The sequence below is a fragment of the Streptomyces sp. NPDC001204 genome, assembly GCF_053598035.1.
This window is the reverse complement of record NZ_JBSFJL010000013.1, coordinates 150,373-166,656: the sequence shown is the minus strand read 5'-3', so window position 1 is coordinate 166,656 and position 16,284 is coordinate 150,373. Positions and strand designations below refer to the sequence as shown.

General features: G+C 73.4%; 14 protein-coding genes. 9 read left to right on the top strand and 5 right to left on the bottom strand.

All coding sequences use genetic code 11. The features are described from left to right. The first annotated feature begins 8 nt into the window (after positions 1–8). From pcaH to pcaDC, 4 genes are read left to right on the top strand one after another with little or no spacing between them, the layout of a single operon-like run. Entirely contained in the window at positions 9–782 is a 774-nt protein-coding gene (pcaH, locus tag ACWC91_RS19975; RefSeq protein ID WP_450639989.1) for a protocatechuate 3,4-dioxygenase subunit beta, read from the top strand. 6 nt (positions 783–788) lie between these two features. Continuing rightward, on the top strand, positions 789–1,394 hold the full coding sequence (gene pcaG / locus ACWC91_RS19970) for a protocatechuate 3,4-dioxygenase subunit alpha (RefSeq protein WP_281155056.1): 606 nt from the start codon (positions 789–791) through the stop codon (positions 1,392–1,394). Next, complete coding sequence (gene pcaB / locus ACWC91_RS19965) at positions 1,391–2,743, top strand: 3-carboxy-cis,cis-muconate cycloisomerase (RefSeq protein WP_450639987.1); 1,353 nt, start codon at positions 1,391–1,393, stop codon at positions 2,741–2,743. Before pcaG ends, pcaB begins: the two co-directional genes overlap by 4 nt. Further along, positions 2,740–3,855, top strand: a complete 1,116-nt coding sequence (gene pcaDC, locus ACWC91_RS19960) for a bifunctional 3-oxoadipate enol-lactonase/4-carboxymuconolactone decarboxylase PcaDC (RefSeq protein ID WP_225077767.1) — start codon at positions 2,740–2,742, stop codon at positions 3,853–3,855. The genes pcaB and pcaDC overlap by 4 nt, the downstream gene beginning before the upstream one ends. 279 nt (positions 3,856–4,134) lie before the next feature. On the opposite strand, the gene ACWC91_RS19955 is transcribed toward pcaDC, so the two are convergent. Then, positions 4,135–6,825, bottom strand: coding sequence for an ATP-binding protein (locus tag ACWC91_RS19955; RefSeq protein WP_450639986.1), 2,691 nt, complete (start codon positions 6,823–6,825; stop codon positions 4,135–4,137). A 184-nt stretch (positions 6,826–7,009) separates the two neighbouring features. On the opposite strand from ACWC91_RS19955, the gene ACWC91_RS19950 reads away from it, so the two are divergent. Further along, positions 7,010–8,044 carry a DUF2510 domain-containing protein gene (locus ACWC91_RS19950; protein WP_450639984.1) on the top strand — a complete coding sequence of 345 codons (1,035 nt, stop codon included), beginning with the start codon at positions 7,010–7,012 and terminating at the stop codon, positions 8,042–8,044. Between the two features lie 144 nt (positions 8,045–8,188). On the opposite strand, the gene ACWC91_RS19945 is transcribed toward ACWC91_RS19950, so the two are convergent. Then, positions 8,189–8,830, bottom strand: coding sequence for a TetR/AcrR family transcriptional regulator (locus ACWC91_RS19945; RefSeq protein WP_225077770.1), 642 nt, complete (start codon positions 8,828–8,830; stop codon positions 8,189–8,191). A 318-nt stretch (positions 8,831–9,148) separates the two neighbouring features. Here ACWC91_RS19945 and ACWC91_RS19940 point away from each other — a divergent pair, with 318 nt between their 5' ends. Further along, positions 9,149–10,129, top strand: coding sequence for a DMT family protein (locus ACWC91_RS19940; RefSeq protein ID WP_225077771.1), 981 nt, complete (start codon positions 9,149–9,151; stop codon positions 10,127–10,129). A gap of 7 nt (positions 10,130–10,136) precedes the next feature. Here the strand turns inward: ACWC91_RS19940 and ACWC91_RS19935 are convergent, their stop codons facing one another. Further along, the gene (locus ACWC91_RS19935) at positions 10,137–10,958 is read right to left on the bottom strand and encodes a phospholipid scramblase-related protein (protein ID WP_225077772.1); all 822 of its coding nucleotides are present in this window, start codon (positions 10,956–10,958) and stop codon (positions 10,137–10,139) included. 145 nt (positions 10,959–11,103) lie between these two features. On the opposite strand from ACWC91_RS19935, the gene ACWC91_RS19930 reads away from it, so the two are divergent. Beyond that, on the top strand, positions 11,104–12,183 hold the full coding sequence (locus ACWC91_RS19930) for an LAETG motif-containing sortase-dependent surface protein (RefSeq protein WP_225077773.1): 1,080 nt from the start codon (positions 11,104–11,106) through the stop codon (positions 12,181–12,183). A gap of 118 nt (positions 12,184–12,301) precedes the next feature. Here the strand turns inward: ACWC91_RS19930 and ACWC91_RS19925 are convergent, their stop codons facing one another. Beyond that, entirely contained in the window at positions 12,302–13,852 is a 1,551-nt protein-coding gene (locus tag ACWC91_RS19925) for an LCP family protein (RefSeq protein WP_376505964.1), read from the bottom strand. Positions 13,853–13,998: 146 nt separating this feature from the next. Beyond that, a complete protein-coding gene (locus tag ACWC91_RS19920; RefSeq protein ID WP_225077775.1) occupies positions 13,999–14,232 on the bottom strand; it encodes a hypothetical protein in 234 nt (77 codons plus the stop codon). Positions 14,233–14,377: 145 nt separating this feature from the next. On the opposite strand from ACWC91_RS19920, the gene ACWC91_RS19915 reads away from it, so the two are divergent. Both ACWC91_RS19915 and ftsW read left to right on the top strand, forming a co-directional pair. After that, entirely contained in the window at positions 14,378–14,764 is a 387-nt protein-coding gene (locus ACWC91_RS19915) for a hypothetical protein (protein WP_225077776.1), read from the top strand. A 146-nt stretch (positions 14,765–14,910) separates the two neighbouring features. Beyond that, positions 14,911–16,281: a putative lipid II flippase FtsW gene (gene ftsW / locus ACWC91_RS19910; RefSeq protein ID WP_225077777.1), complete on the top strand. Its 1,371-nt coding sequence runs from the start codon at positions 14,911–14,913 to the stop codon at positions 16,279–16,281. The last annotated feature ends 3 nt before the right edge of the window (positions 16,282–16,284 follow it).

Below are 16,284 nucleotides of genomic sequence, written 5' to 3'. Positions count from 1 at the left end.
GAAACCCCATGGCTCTCACTCAGCACGACATCGACCAGGAGATCGCGGCCGAGCACGCCGCGTACGAGAAGCGCGTAGCTGACGGCGCGCCGGTCGAGCACCAGCCGCGCCGCGACTACGCGCCGTACCGCTCCTCGGTGCTGCGCCACCCCAAGCAGCCGCTGGTCGCCATCGACGCCGCCAAGGACCCGGAGCTGGTCGAGCTGTCCTCGCCCGCGTTCGGCGAGCGGGACATCACCGGGATCGACAACGACCTCACCCGCCAGCACACGGGGGAGCCGATCGGCGAGCGGATCACCGTCTCCGGGCGGCTGCTCGACCACGACGGGCGGCCCGTGCGCGGCCAGCTCGTCGAGATCTGGCAGGCCAACTCCGCGGGCCGCTACGCCCACCAGCGCGAGCAGCACGACGCCCCGCTGGACCCCAACTTCACCGGCGTCGGCCGCACGCTGACCGACACGGACGGCTTCTACCGGTTCACCACGATCCAGCCGGGCCCGTACCCGTGGCGCAACCACGTCAACGCCTGGCGTCCGGCGCACATCCACTTCTCGGTCTTCGGCACGGCGTTCACGCAGCGGCTCGTGACGCAGATGTACTTCCCGAACGACCCGCTGTTCCCGTACGACCCGATCCTCCAGTCCGTGACGGACGACGCGGCACGGCAGCGGCTGGTCGCCACCTACGACCACAGCCTGTCGGTGCCGGAGTTCTCGCTCGGCTACCACTGGGACATCGTGCTGGACGGCCCGCACGCCACCTGGATCGAAGAAGGACGCTGACCTGCCATGACGAAGATCGACACGAGCAGCCCCGAGAACGTGCTGCCCACTCCGTCGCACACGGTGGGCCCCTTCTACGGCTACGCGCTCCCCTTCCGCGGCGGCGAGGAGATCGCGCCCCTGGGGCACCCGGAGACGGTCACCGTGCACGGATACGTGTACGACGGCGAGGGGCGGCCCCTGCCGGACGCCCTGGTGGAGGTGTGGGGGCCCGACCCGGACGGCAACCTGCCGGCCGTGGACGGCTCGATGCGGCGCGACCCGGCCTCCGGCGACCACCTCGGCCGCAACGGCGTGGAGTTCACCGGCTTCGGCCGCATCCAGACCGACGTCGACGGCCACTGGTACGCGCGGACGCTGCGGCCCGGCGCGCGCGGACGGAACGCCCCCTACCTCAGCGTGTGCGTATTCGCCCGCGGACTGCTCGTGCACCTGTTCACCCGGATCTACCTGCCCGATGACGAGGCCGCGCTGGCCGCCGACCCGCTGCTCGCCCAGTTGGACGAGCAGCGGCGCGGCACGCTGATCGCCGCGCGGGAGGACAGTGGGGCATACCGTTTCGACATCCGCCTTCAGGGCGAGGGCGAGACGGTCTTCCTGGAGTTCCGGTGACACCACCTGCCGCTGATCCCGCCGCCGTCGGTCTCGACGTGGGTCTCCTCGGTCCTGGCTGGGCCGGCTCCCCCGCCGCGTCCGCGACGAGCGACTCCGCCTATCTGCGGGCCCTGCTCGACGCGGAGGCGGCGCTCACCCGGGCCCAAGCCGCGCTCGGCCTCGTCCCGGGCCGAGCGGCCGAGGCGGTGACCCGGGCGGCCGATCCGGGCCGCTTCGACGTGCGGGCGCTCGCGGAGCGCGCCCGCGGCGGCGGAAACCCGGTCATCCCGCTGGTCGCCGACCTCACCGAGGCCGTGGGCGAGGAGTACGGACCCTGTGTCCACCGGGGCGCGACCAGCCAGGACATCATGGACACGGCGACGATGCTGGTCGCCGTGCGCACCCTGGACCTGGTCCTCGCCGACCTGGCCCGCACCGAACAGGCGCTGGCCCGGACGGCCGCCGAGCACCGCGACACGGTGATGCCGGGCCGGACGCTGACTCAGCACGCCGTGCCGACGACGTTCGGACTGAAGGCGGCCGGGTGGCGGTCGCTCGTGCTGGACGCCCGGGACCGCCTGACCCGGGTGCGGCACTCCCTGCCAGTCCAACTCGGCGGCGCGGCGGGGACCTTGGCGGCCTTCACCGCGTACGGCGCCGAGGACCCGACCGTGCTCGTCACCGCGTACGCCCGTGAACTGGGCCTGCGCGAGCCGTTGCTGCCCTGGCACACTCTGCGCACCCCGGTCGCCGACCTCGCGGGGTGCCTCGCCTTCACCGCCGGGGCGCTCGGCAAGATCGCCGTGGACGTGCTGGGCCTGACCCGCACGGAGACCGCCGAACTCGCCGAGGGCAGTGGCGGCGGTTCCTCCGCCATGCCGCACAAGGCGAACCCCGTGCGGTCCACGCTGATCGCGGCCGCCGCCCGGCGCGCGCCGCAACTCGCGGCCACCCTCTACGGGTCGCTCGCGGCGCAGGACGAACGGCCGCCCGGCGCCTGGCACGCCGAGTGGGAGCCGCTGCGGGAGCTGCTGCGGCTCGTCGGCGGCGCGGCCCGCGACGCCGCGGAGCTGACCGAGGGGCTGCGGGTGGACGCGGACGCGATGCGCGCCCATCTCGGGCTGACCCACGGGCTGATCGTCTCCGAGCGGCTGTCGGCCGAGCTGGCCCCGCTGCTCGGCCGCGCCCGGGCAAAAGAGCTGCTCACCGAACTCGCCCGGCGCACCTACACCGAGAACCGGAACCTGAGCGAACTTCTGTCAGAACAGCCCGAGTTGAAGGACGTGGATCTGGGCGAACTCACCGACCCGGCCCGTTACACCGGCTCCGCCGGAACCCTCACCGACCGTGCCCTGGAGCGACGTTGACCCTGCACCACCTTCTCGAAGGCCCCGCCTCCGCTCCCCCACTGCTGCTCGGGCCGTCCCTCGGCACGTCGTACGCGCTGTGGGACAAGGTCGCGCCCGAGCTGGCGATCTCCCACCGGGTGGTCCGCTGGGACCTGCCCGGGCACGGAGGTTCGCCGGCCGGGCTGATCAGGCCCGGCGCCACCGTCGGCGACCTCGCCGGCCTGGTGCTGGCGCTCGCCGACTCGCTCGGCATCGAACGGTTCGCGTACGCCGGGGTGTCGCTGGGCGGTGCGGTGGGTCTGCACCTCGCCGTGCACCACCCCGAACGTGTCGACGCGCTCGCCGTGCTCTGCTCCTCGGCCCACTTCAACGGCGCCAAGGCGTGGCAGGAGCGGGCCGAGCGGGTCCGGCGGGACGGGCTGGACTGGCTGGCCGAGAGCGCCGACGCCCGGTGGTTCGCCGGTGACTTCACCGTGCCGGAGCTGGTGCAGGACCACCGGGAGGCCGATCCGGAGGCGTACGCCGCCTGCTGCGACGCGCTGGCCGCCTTCGATCTGACCGACCTGCTGCCCAGGGTCGGCGCGCGCACACTGCTCGTCGCGGGCCGCGAGGACCCGGCCACCCCGCCCGCGCATCTGCGGCAGATCGCCGACGCGGTGCCCGGCGCGGCCCTGGTGGAGATCCCCGGCGCCTCGCACCTGGCGCCCGCGCAGTGCCCCGAGGCGGTCCTGGCGGCGCTGCGCACCCACCTCGACGGTCCTCCCCGGCGGGGCATGGAGGTGCGCCGCGAGGTGCTCGGCGACGCGCACGTCGACCGGGCGCAGGCCCGGCAGACCCCGTTCACGGCCCGCTTCCAGGACTTCATCTCCCGCTACGCCTGGGGCGAGATCTGGACCGACCCGACGCTGAGCCGCCGCGAGCGCAGCCTGATCACCCTGACGGCGCTGATCGCGCACGGCCACTACGACGAACTGGCCATGCACGTACGGGCGGCGCGCCGCAACGGGCTCACCCCCGAGGAGATCGGCGCGGCGCTGCTCCAGAGCGCCGTGTACTGCGGGGTCCCGGCGGCGAACTCGGCGTTCGCGGTGGCCCAGCGGGTGCTGGCGGAGGAATCCGGGTCGGGATGACGAGAGGTGACGAGAGGTGACGAGGCGTGACCCGGCGGGCCGCGGCACCGTCAGCGGCCCGGACAGCCGTCCGCCGACGCCGGCGCGGACATCGGTGGCGGCGGGCCGGCTCCCGGGCGCCGGCTCCCGGGTGTGTGAGCCGGCACCCGCCGTCGGATCGAGTCGCGGGTCGGCGACAGTCACCGTCGGCCCAGGTGCGCGGGGTCCGGTGCGTGCGTCCGCAAGGCGCGGACGGGCGTACCCGACCCCGCGCACCTGGCATGGTCCGCCGGACGGGCACTACGACGGGGGCCGGCCCAGTCCGTGTTCCGACTCCAGCAGCCGCGCCGCCTGTTCCGCCAGGCCGTCCGCGCCGCACGAGCGCGCCAGTGCCAGGCCCCGGCCCAGCTCGGCGGCCGAGCGCGAGACGATGCCGAACTCGACGCGGGCGAGGGCGTGTTCGTACTGGCAGGGGGAGGCCTCCAGGTAGGTGACGGCCTGGGCGGCCAGCCGGACCGCGCGCTGCCCGGTCTCCAGGGCCGCGGCGCAGCGCAGAGCCTCTCCTATGGCGGTGTCGGTGCCGAACCGCTCGGCCTGGCGGCGGAGGTCGGCGACGAGCCGGCCGGCCCGCTCGGGGTCCTCGGCGGCGAGCGCCCGGGCCAGGTCGGCCGCCCAGGGCACCGTCACCGGGTTCTGGTGGCCGCGGGCGGCCGCCGCCTTCTCGGCCGCCTCCAGTTCGTTGACGGCGTCCTCGGTGCGGCCGAGGGCCAGCAGCAGCCGGCCGCGCACGCTGTGCGGATCGGGCAGCACGATGGTGGACGGGTAGGGCGGGGCGAAGGCGTGCTGCTCGGCGACCTCCCAGGCCCGCTCGACATGGCCGCGGGCGAGCAGGGTGTCGACGAGGTTGCAGGTCGCGGTCCAGTACAGGGGCAGTCCGCGGCCGATGCGCTCGGCCAGGCGCAGCGACGCGCGCAGGGCCTCCTCCGCCTCCCGCAGCCGGCCTCGTCTGCGGTGCCCGAGGCCGACGTAGGCGTGGGCGAGGGCGAGGTGGCCGCCGCTCCAGCCGGCGGTCTCGTAGGCACGCAGGGCTTCGGTGTAGAGGGTTTCGGCCCGGTCGAGGCGGTCGCAGTAGGCGTAGGCGCTGGCGAGCATCAGCAGCAGTTCGATGCCCCACTCGGTGTCGGTCCAGCCGAGTCCGGGGGCGAGGCGGCCGTTCACGAGGGCCCGGTCGCACATCTCGACGACCTCCTCGGCGCTCTCGCCGCGGGTCATGGCGTCGAAGCCGCGCAGGATCAGCAGGGCGCGCTCGGAGTTGTCGCGTCCGGTGCAGCCGGCGGCGAGTCCGGCGAGCCGTTCGGAGCGGTCCGGGGAGCTGGTACCGCCGGTGTACAGGCCCTCCCACATGTACTGGACGGCCTGCAACCGCATGCGGGTGGGTCCCGGTTCGTGGCGGGCGGCCTCCGCCTCGACCGTGCGGACGGCCTCCTCCAGCTGGTCGTTGTGGAGCAGGGCCTGGGACAGCCGCCACACGGCGTCCACGCGGGTGGCACCGTCGAGGCCGGGCATGGCGAGCGCCCGCTGGAGGTGCTCGATGGTGGTGGCGGGCGCGGTCAGCAGGGTGGCGCAGCCCAGTTCGTAGAGCACGCGCGCGTGCGCCGTGGGGGCCGGCGGCTCCAGCAGGGCCCGCTCCAGGCAGTGGCGGGCCGCGTCGGACGCGCCGACGGCGAGGTGCTCGCGGGCTGCCCGGCGCAGCTGCTCGACGAGTTCCTGGTCGTCGTCCGGGTGGACCTGGAGCAGGTGCCGGGAGGCCGCTGCGGCGCCGAACCCGGAGTCGGCGACCACCTGGGCGGCGATGCCGTGCATGGCGGTGCGCAGGGCGTCCGGGATGGAGTTGTAGACGGCGGTGGCGATCAGCGGGTGCACGAACTCCAGGTCCCCGCCGCCGCCCCGGGTGGTCGCCGGGTCCGGCTCGGTGAGGATGCGGGCGCGGCGCAGCAGTCCGGCGCAGCGCTCGGCGTCGTCGGGGTTCATGGTGGCCAGCCGGGCGACGAGCTCCACGGAGATGCCGGTGCCCAGGACGGCGGCGGCCCAGGCGAACCGGGTGGCGTCGATGCCGAGTTCCTCCAGGCGGGCGACGAGGCCGCCGCCGCGGGCCGAGCGGTTCAGGGCGCGCAGTTCGGCGGCCTGGGCCTCGACCGGTTCGAGTTCGCTGTCGCGCACCTTGGCGAGCAGTTCGACGGTCTCGTACGGGTTGCCGCCGGTGACCGCCCAGACCTCGCGGCAGAACGGGGCGTCGGCGTGCGGGCCGAGGGTGGTGCGGGTGAGCCCGGCGGTCGCCTCGGGGGTCAGGGCGCTCAGGGTGTGCACACCCGCGGCGGCGACGGCCGCGTCCAGGCACCGGGCGCCCTCGCCGCCGAACTCGCCGGGCCGGCGGGTCACCACGAGCAGTACGGGCAGGTCCTTCAGGCGCTCGGCGAACGCGGCGAGCCAGCGCAGCGTCTCCACGTCGGCCCAGTGGGCGTCGTCGATCAGCAGCACCAGCGGCCACTCGCGCTCGGCCAGCCGGCGCACGGCGGCGACCAGTCCGTCGCACACGCCCTGCGGGTCGGCCCGCCCGTCCCGGGGTTCCGCGATGCCGAGGGCGGGGCCGGCGATGTGGTACCAGTCGCCGAGGTATTCGCGGGTCTCCTCGGGCATCAGCGACAGGAGCGCGGGCTGGAGCAGCTGCCGCACCACGTTGAAGGGGACGGAGCGCAGGGTCTCCCCGCCGCGCGCCGACCACACCGCGCAGCCGTGGTCCCCGGCGATACGGCGGATCTCGGTCAGCAGGGCGGTCTTGCCGAGACCGGCCTCCCCCTCCAGGACCAGCAGCCCTCCCGAGGACGCGCGGTCGGCGCACAGGACGTCGATCGCGCGTACGACGGCGGTGAGTTCCTCGTCACGCTCCCACAGCGAGCCCGAGGCGGCCGTGCCCGGCCGTACCTCCGTCATCCCGCTACCTCCCCAAGTCGCACGACGGCATGCAGACTTCGAGCGTAGCCCCCGAGCGGCCGATGCGGCGGCCCGTCCCGTCACCTGTTGCCTCGACGGGTGACCTGCGATAAAGCGTGCTGCGCCGGGAGCCGGACCGGGGTCCTCTCATCGGGCTTTCACCGACGCCTCATACGGTAGGCACATGACGCAGGTGACTCCTCCCGGGTGGTACCCCGATCCCGGGCAGACAAGTGACGGCCCCGCCACCGAGCGCTGGTGGGACGGCAGGGCATGGACGGACCAGACCCGTCCCGTCGGATCGGCCGCCGTGTGGGGTTCCCCGGCGCAGCAGGCGGCCCCCGGGCCGTACCCGGCCCAGCAGGGGTATCCGGGATACCCGGGCCATCCGGCGCACCCAGGACATCCGGGCCGGCCGCCCGCCTCCGGGCGCCGCGGCCTGCGTATCGGCATCGCCGTCGCGGTGGCGGCCGCGGTGCTGGCGAGCATCGGTGTCGGCGTGTACGCGCTGGCCAACGACGTCGGCGGCAAGGACAGCCGTGCCGGCTCGTCCCGGCAGGGCTCGGACGACCGGGGCGGCACGGGCGAGGAACGCGGCCCCTTCGGCGGCCCGGGCGGGGGCTCGGGCGACTCCGGTGGGTCCGGCGGGCCCGGTGGGTCCGATGGCGGGCCGTCCGAGGCGCCGAAGATCAGGAGCGGCTCGGTGACCGACGCGGTCAGCGGCATCAGCCTGCCCGTGCCCGACGGCTGGTACGGCCAGGAGCTGGGGGTGGGCGCCCAGGTCACGTCGAACGACTCCTACAAGTGCCCCGGCGACACCTCCAAGGACTGCACCAAGGGCGGCGCCTACTCGGCGCCCGCGCTCGCGCTGGGCGTCCGCGGGAGCACGCCCGAGCAGGTCGCCAAGGCCGACATATCGGCGAACGCCGAGGACTCCTACGGAGGCGAGGCCTACGGCGGCATCACCTCCCACCAGGTGCTGGCCTCCAAGGCGGTGACCGTGGCCGGGCAGAAGGGCTACCTGGTCCGCTGGAAGGCCGTCACCAGCAAGGGCGCCGACGGGTACGTGGAGTCGCTGGCCTTCCCCTCGCCCCACGACTCCCGGCAGCTCGTCGTCGTCCGCTTCGGCCTCGACGTCGGGGAGCCGCAGTCCGTGATCGACGACATCACCCGGGGCATCGAGGCGTCCTCGGGCGGCGGCAACGGCCAGAGCGTCTGAGCCGACGCCTGAGCCGGCGTCCGAGCCGTACCGGGACCCGAAGCGACCGGGCGGGGCACCTCTCCGCTCCAGAGGTACCCCGCCCGGCCGGGGGTGCGCGCCGCCCCCGTCCCCACGGTGCGGCGCGGACAGGTCACCGCCCGGTCATCCCGGGGACGGCGGCCTGAGTCGTGAACCGAGACCCAGTGCGGGCAGCACCGCGGCCTCCAGGAACCGGACCACGTAGTCCGGGTCGGCGTACTCCCCCTCCAGCACCGGCCGGATGCGCAGGACGCCGAACAGCTGCGCGGGCACGAACTCCAGTGCCGGATTGTCCGCGCGGACCTCGCCGCGCTCCACCCCGCGCCGCAGTATCTCCCGCAGCGCGGCGATCTCCGGCTCGACCAGCGTCTCGCGCAGCGCCCGCTTCAGCTCGGGGTCCAGCGTGATCGCGTGCCCGAGCGCCTGGAGGAGGCGGGTGTCCCGCCCCGACCACTCGCCCGTGGCCAGTGCGACCCGCCGCAGGTCCTCGGCGAGCGAGCCGGTGTCGATGCCGGCGAAGCGGCAGCGGCCGCTGGACCGCAGGGCGGCCGCCACGAACTGCGGCTTGGTCCGCCACTGCCGGTAGAGCGTGGACTTGCTGCACCGGGTGCTGGCGGCGACTCCCTCCATGGTGACGGCGTCATAGCCGTGCTCGCGGATCTGTTCGAGCACGGCGTCGAAGAACTCCTGCTCACGCTCCGGCGTGAGCTTGGAGCGGCGCGGGGCGACAACCGTCTCCGGCTCGTCCGCGGCCTGCGATGTCATCGCTGCGCTCCTCACTCGTGTCCCGGGAGATCAGGCCCGGACTCCGGGCCGCTCTCCAGTGTGGCGAAGGTCCATCGATACGACAGTGTACCGGTACGCACGCGTATCGGTACACTGTCGTATCGGTACGCTCTCGTGTCGATGTACCGTACATCGACGCGGGTGCGGACAGCACCACCCGACGCACCACCATGAGAGAGGGCCTGGCATGACACCCGGAAGCGAGGCCGCCGAAGCGGAGCCCGACGGACCGGCGCGGCACCCGCTCGCCCACGAGTCCCGGCCGGCCGAGGGGAACGCCCCGGCGGAGGCGGGCCGGTGAACGCGGCCCTGACGGCCGTCGTCCTGTCGCTGTTCTCGGCCGTCGCCTACGCGACCGCCGCGGTCGCCCAGGAACGGCTCGCCGCGCGCACCCGCGGAACGGGGGTGCGCGGACTGCTCCGCGCCGGCACCTGGTGGTGGGCCGTCGCACTGAACGGATCGGCTGCCCTGCTGCATGTGGCGGCCCTGAAGTACGGTCCGCTCACCGTGGTCCAGCCGCTCGGCGCGCTCACCCTGGTGGCCGCCGTGCCGCTGGGGGCGCGGATGGCCGGGCGGCGGGTCGCGGCGGCCGAGTGGCGGGGCACCGCGTGCACGCTGCTCGGACTGGCCGCCCTGCTCCTCGCGGCCTCCGGGCCGGCCCCGGTACGTGTACTGAGCCCCCTCGAGGCACTGTCGGTGGCGGGTGCCACGGCCGTCCTGATCGGCGCGCTGTCACGGCCCGGCGCGCGTCCGGGCCTGCGGCACGCGACCGCGTCGGGGGTCGCCTCGGGCGTGGCCTCCGCGCTCACCCAGACGGTGACGGTGGCCGCCACGGACCACTCCGGCCCCCTGCTCAGCGCCCACGTCATCATGGTGGCGCTGCTCGTCGCGGCCTTCGCGACCGGTGGCCTGCTGCTGTCGCAGACCGCCTACCGGGACGGCCTCGGCGCCCCGCTCGCGGTGCTGACACTGACCAACCCGGCGGCGGCCGCGCTGATCGGGCTCACCCTGCTGGGCCAGGGGCTGAGGGGCGGCGCGACGGGCGTGCTGCTGGCGTCGGCGGGCGCGGTCCTCGCCTCCTGGGGGGTCGTGGCGCTCTCTCGGGCGACCCCGCGACCCACGGACGCCAACCCCGTACCCGGCCCGGGGCACATCGCCCCGGACGGCGACCCGGACCATCCCGTGGCCGCCGTGCTCGCCCTGGAGTCGGAACCGCCCGCGCAGGAACCGGCGCTGCCGTCCCGGCCGTTGGGACCGGGACACCTCACCCCGCTGTGAACTGCGGTCAGTTCCAGCCGCGCGAGTCCTGCTTGAGCGCCGTGTCGACCGTCAGCGCCGTGGCGACCACCAGGCTCAGCAGCGGCTCGGGCAGCTGGTAGTGGATCTGCAGGACGTAGTTGTCGGCGGTCGTGAACATCGTCTTGGCCAGGCCCTCCCAGGTCTTGGTGATCCGGGCGACCTCGTTGTCGGCGTGGTCGACGATGGCGAAGTTCCAGGCGCGCCAGTTCTCCGCCTTGATCGCGCCGACCTGCTGCCCGTTCACGTTCATCGCGAAGTTGATCTTGCCGAAGACGTTCTGCTGGACGATCTCGCCGATCTCCGAGCCGTCCGGACGGGACACCACCACCCGCGACTTGAAGACCTTCGCCGGCCGGGTGAGCACCAACTGGGGCGTGCCGTAGGCGTCGCGGATCTCGAGCCTGTGCGTCATGAACTGGTCGAGGCTGGAGACGAACCGCATCGCCTTCTTCAGCGCGCTCTGCCCGACCTCGGTGACCGTGCCGATCCGGTTGCCGTGCTGGTCGAAGACCTCGTACTCGTTGGTCAGCTCGATCAGTTTGGCCTTCTGGTTCACCACGAGCACCGGCTCGCTGAACAGCGAGCCGCCGCCCTGGGCGCCCGGAGCGACCCCGGCCTGGTGCTGGACCTGCCGCTGCACGCGCGGGTCGGGGGCGGCCGGCTGCGGCGGCACCTGCGGCGCGACGTAGGCCTGCTGGTCGGCGTGGGTGTGCTCCGTCCACTGGGAACCGTCCCAGTAACGCAGCGTCTGGGCCGCTCCGTGCGGATCCGGGTACCAACCCGCCGGTGTGTTCGAATACGTACTCACCGGCGCACACTACCGCCGGGCAGGCGGAACCCATGCGCGCGAGTGACACACGCCACACATTGACCTGCGGATTTCTGGGCAACCCTTTACGGCCCTCGGCGATCTCCTTTGCGAATACATTGGCCACTTGATTTTCGAGGATCGCATGAAGATTCGCCGCTCTCTGGCGCTCGCAGCAGCCACGGCAGCCATCACACCCGCTGTGCTTCTTGCGGCCCCCGCCGCCTTCGCCACGGGCTCTCCGACCCCGGCGGTCACCGAGACGACCGAGGGCGGCTCCACCGGCGCCGACGGCCAGACCACCGAGCCCGAGGACCCGTCCAAGAGCGCCGACGACACCACCGAGGCCGAGGACCCGTCGAAGAGCGCCGACGACACCACCACCGGCGACGACAACAAGTCGGACGACACCGGCGAGAAGTCCGCGAACACGGGATCCGACTCGAAGGACGCGGGCACCACCGACAAGGAGTCGACCACCCCCACCCCCAGCGCCTCGCCGTCCGAGACGCCGGGCCCCCAGGCGTGCAAGGAGGGCAAGGAGCAGAAGCAGGACAAGAACCTGCGCACCAGCCTGACCGGCCTGCCCTCGAAGGTCGTCGCGGGCAGCGGGTTCCACAACTTCAAGCTGAACGTCACGAACTCCGGCGACAACTCCTACAAGCGCGTCGACATGGGCGTGTTCGCGGCCCTGGTCGGGGAGAAGGAGTTCACCGACGAGAGCAGCCACCTCACCCTGCAGTTCAAGGACCCGGTCACCGGCACGTGGGAGAACATCTCCCTGGACGAGAGGGATGACGCCATCGGTTACGTCGGCTACACCGACGTCAAGCCGAAGGAGTCCTTCTCCATCGACCTGCGTCTGAACGTGGACAAGAAGGCCCCGGCCGGCATGGGCGTCGCCATCTCCATCGGCATGTACGCCGATGACAAGGGCAACTGTGTCTTCGCCACCGACGACGACTTCTACCTGTTCGACGTCCTCGCGGCCGGCACCAACGCGGGCAAGCCCAGCGACGCCAAGCCGCAGGGCGGCCGGAAGCCGCTGCCGGCCAAGCCCGCCGGCGACAAGCAGATCGTCCCGCAGGGCCACCTCGCCGAGACCGGCTCCAGCTCGGCGCTGCCGATGATCGCGCTCGCGGGCGGTGCCGCGGTCGCCGTCGGCGCGGGCGCCGTGTTCGTCGTGCGTCGCCGCAAGGCCGGCAGCGGCGCTGCCACGGCCTGATTCGCGTCCCTGACGCGCTGAATCACGAGGGCCGCACCCGCGAGAGCGGGTGCGGCCCTTCGCCGTCGGTGTCCGGCCGGCTGCCGGGCGGACTCGGCGCCGTACCGGCGCGCCCGCCCTACCCGTAGGACAAGTTGGAGCACAGGTCGTCGTCGGCCGAGCGGGCGTCCGCCGCCACCGACGTGGGCACGGAGGTCGGCTCGGCCGAGGCACCGTCCGCGGCGGCCGTGAAGTCCTCGCCCAGGACCACGTTGATGCCCGGGCCGGTCAGGGCCTGGAGTTCGGCCCCGGGGAAGAGCTTGGCGACCGTCTCGGCCTCGGCCTGCCGGCCGGGACCGTACTGGATGATGGTGATGGCGTGGTTCTGGCTGCCCGCGTTCTCGGTGCCGGTGACGGTGAAGCCGCGGCCGGTGAGGACGGAGGCGCCGCGGGTGGCGAGGCCGGGGGTGGTGGTTCCGTTGTAGACACCCACGTCGATGCCCTTCCCCAGGTCGCCCTGACCGGCGTCCGGGGATGCGGAGGCAGCCGCCTTGCCCTTCTTGTTCTTCTTGCCGCCCGCGTCCTTGCCGTCGATGGTGCGGTCGGCCCTGAGCGCGGCCCACAGCTCCGAGGCGTCCGGCTCCACGATGGCGACCCGCGCCCCCTCATAGCGCCACGGGATGGTGACGAACTTGGTGTTGTGCAGGTCGACGTCCTTCAGCGACATCGCGAACGACAGCAGCTTGTCGGCCGTGCCCAGGCCGGGGTCCACGGTGAGCGACTTGGTGGCGGCATCGGCGAGGGGGAACAGCTTGGTCGGGGTGAACCCGTCGGCCTTGACCTTCTTGATGAGGCTGGCGACGAACGCCTGCTGGCGCTTGATCCGGCCTATGTCGGAGCCGTCGCCGATGCCGTGCCGGATCCGGACCCAGTCCAGCGCCTGCTTCCCGGAGACCTTCTGCTCGCCCTTGCCGAACAGCAGCGAGCCGCGGCTGGCCCGGTTGGGGTTGAGGTCCTTCTGGTAGATGTCCTGCGGCACGCACACCGGCACCCCGCCCACCACGTCGGTGAGCGCGGCGAATCCCTTGAAGTCGACGACGACGGTGTGGTCCACGCGCAGCCCGGTGAGGTGCTCGACGGTGTTCTGACTGCAGGCGGGGTTGCCCTCGGCGGTGTTGCCCACGGAGTACGCCGCGTTGAACATCGTGTTCGGCCGCGACTCGGTCCAGCCGCCGTCGGGGAGCTTGCAGGGCGGGATGGTGACCAGGGTGTCCCGGGGGATGGACACGGCGAGGGCGTGCCGGTGGTCGGCGTAGACGTGCAGCAGGAACGCGGTGTCGGAGCGGCCTATGTCGTCCTTGCTGCCGCCGCCGAGCGCGTCGTTGCCGCCCACGCGCGCGTCGGAGCCGATGACCAGGACGTTCTCGCCCTTGGACGAGCCGGCCTCGGGCCGGTTGTCGGACAGGCCGTCGGCGCCGAAGGTGTTGATGTTGCCGTTGAGCTTCAGATAGAGCCAGCCCAGACCCGCCGTGCCGAGCACCACCAGGGACAGCGCCACGACGAGGACCGTCCGTCCGCGACTGCGGCCGCCGCGGCCGCCGGAGGCGCGGCGGCGGGAACCGCCCCGGCGCTGGGGTGGGACGCCCCTGCTCCGGCGGCGCGAAGGAGCGGTCTTGTGGCTGGTCGTCATGCGCGCACCCTCATCCGTCGTACTCGTACAGAGGGGACGACTGGCCCCACCCAATGGTTGTACGTTTGCGCAATGTAGCAATAGTCGATGAGAGGACTCCGCGACGGGGTGCGCGGCGGGCCCGCACCCCGATCCGGCGGGACCGGTCAGGGGCTGGCCACGTCGAAGCCGTATCGCAGGGGCTCGCTCTTCACACGCGGGTCGCGGCGGTAGACGTACACGGCCTCCACGCGTACGCCTCCACGCGGCGCCTCCGTCTGGCAGGGGAACGACACCTGGAGCACCCACGGCCGCCCGGCGACCTTGAGTCGCAAACCGTCCGCCGGCCCGCCCACGAGCACCGCGGCCTCCTGCCCCATCACGCCACCACCAGATTCCATGCGGGACAGTTTAAGGGTTGCGCAATTGTTGACCCGAGGAGATTTCCCGCCCACGGGGCTTTGGCGGGGAGCCGTCGGACCCATGATCAGCCATCCCCCTTGCCCCGCTGGCGAATTGGGGGCCTGACCGGGGAAGATGGGCGGCGTGAGCCATCCTGCCGACATCGTCATGGTCTTCGACCGGGACGAGGAACTTGCCGTCTTCCCCTCTCTCCGGGCCACGGAGGCGGGGCTGGAGGCCATGGACGTGGCGGACGGGGAGTACGCCGCCTTCACCGTCGAGGGGCGTCTCGTCGACCTGCGCGCCCCCGACGGCGAGGAAGGTCCGGTCCTGGTCGCGCGCACCGAGGAGGACGGCCGGGAGGAACTGGAACGCCACCTGGCCCGCTTCTGGGCCCGCCGTCCCGGCCGACCCCCGCTGGGCCCCGAGGACACCGCCCGTCTCCTGCTGGCCGGCGGGCCACGGGCCGCGGACCGCGGACCGCGCCGGCTCCGGAACCCGTTCCGGCGCGGTCGCGCGCCGCACTCCTGACGGGACGGCGGACGACCACGATGACAGCACGTTCCGCGCGGCCGGGGCCGCGGGCCCACTCACGCGTGCCGCGAAACGGCGATTCGCCACCGGCACCGGAGCGCCGCGCCCCGATGGACCGCTCCCGCGGCTCTACGGTTGCGCACATGCGCAATTCACAGAGTGTCCGCGCGGAGAAGCGCGTGCCGGACGCCCAGGCCGCCCCGCCGGCGCGTGGACGCCGGCAGGCCCCGCCGCGGGCCCCGGAACCGGCGGGCCGGCCGCGCGGCGGGCGTGCTGGGCGGGCGCCCGGCCCCACCGCGCTCCCGCGCCGCGCCCTCGCGCGGCTGCGGCGGGCCTGGGACCGGCCGCTCACCGGCTATTACCTGGTGGCGGGCAGTGCCGCGCTGATCGCCGGCCTGGGGCTGGTGATGGTGTTCTCCTCCTCGCAGATCCAGGCGTTGCGCTCCGGTCTGCCGCCGACCTACTACCTGCGCCGGCAGATCGTGGCCGCGGTGATCGGCGCGGCGCTGGCGGTGCCGGCCGCCCGCATGCCGGTGAAGGCGCACCGGCGGCTGGCCTATCCGCTGCTGGCCGGGTCCGTGCTGCTGCTGACGCTGGTGCAGGTGCCGGCGCTGGGGCGGACCGTCAACGGCAACACCAACTGGCTGGACCTGGGCGGACCGTTCGTGCTCCAGCCCAGCGAGTTCGCCAAGGCCGCTTTCATCCTGTGGGGCGCGGATCTGCTGGCCCGCAAGCAGCAGCACAGGCTGCTGGGCCAGTGGAAGCACCTGCTCGTGCCGCTGGTGCCCGGTGCCCTGCTGCTGCTGGCACTGATGATGCTCGGCGGGGACATGGGAACCGCGGTCATCCTGTGCGCCGTGCTGTTCGGTCTGCTGTGGCTGGCCGGTGCGCCGCTGCGGCTCTTCGGGGCCGCCCTGACGGGCACGGCGCTCCTGGCCACCGTACTGATCATGACCGCCCCGCACCGGGTGTCGCGGTTCGCCTGCCTCGGCGCGAGCGACCCGGGCCCGAACGACCAGTGCTGGCAGGTGGTGCACGGCCTGTACGCGCTGTCGACGGGCGGCCTGTTCGGCAACGGAATCGGCGCCAGTGTGGAGAAGTGGGGCCAACTGCCCGAGCCGCACACCGACTTCATCTTCGCCGTCACCGGGGAGGAACTGGGTCTGTTCGGCACCCTGTCCGTACTGGCCCTGTTCGCCGCGCTGTTCGCGGGCGGCCTGCGCATCGCCACCCGCCGCGACGACCCGTTCGTCCGCCTGGCGACCGGCGGCATCGTCACCTGGCTCGCGGCGCAGACCTTCATCAACCTCGGCGGCGTCCTGGGGCTGGTGCCCGTCGCGGGCGTGCCCCTGCCGCTGTTCTCCTACGGCGGCAGCTCGCTGATCGCCACCCTGTACGCGGTGGGGCTCCTGCTCGCCGCCGCCCGCGGCGAACCCGCTGTGCGCACGGCGCTCGAGGGTCGCTGGCGCCGGGTCCGCTCGACCCTGCCGGGCCTCCCCGGGCGCCGCCGCTGAGGC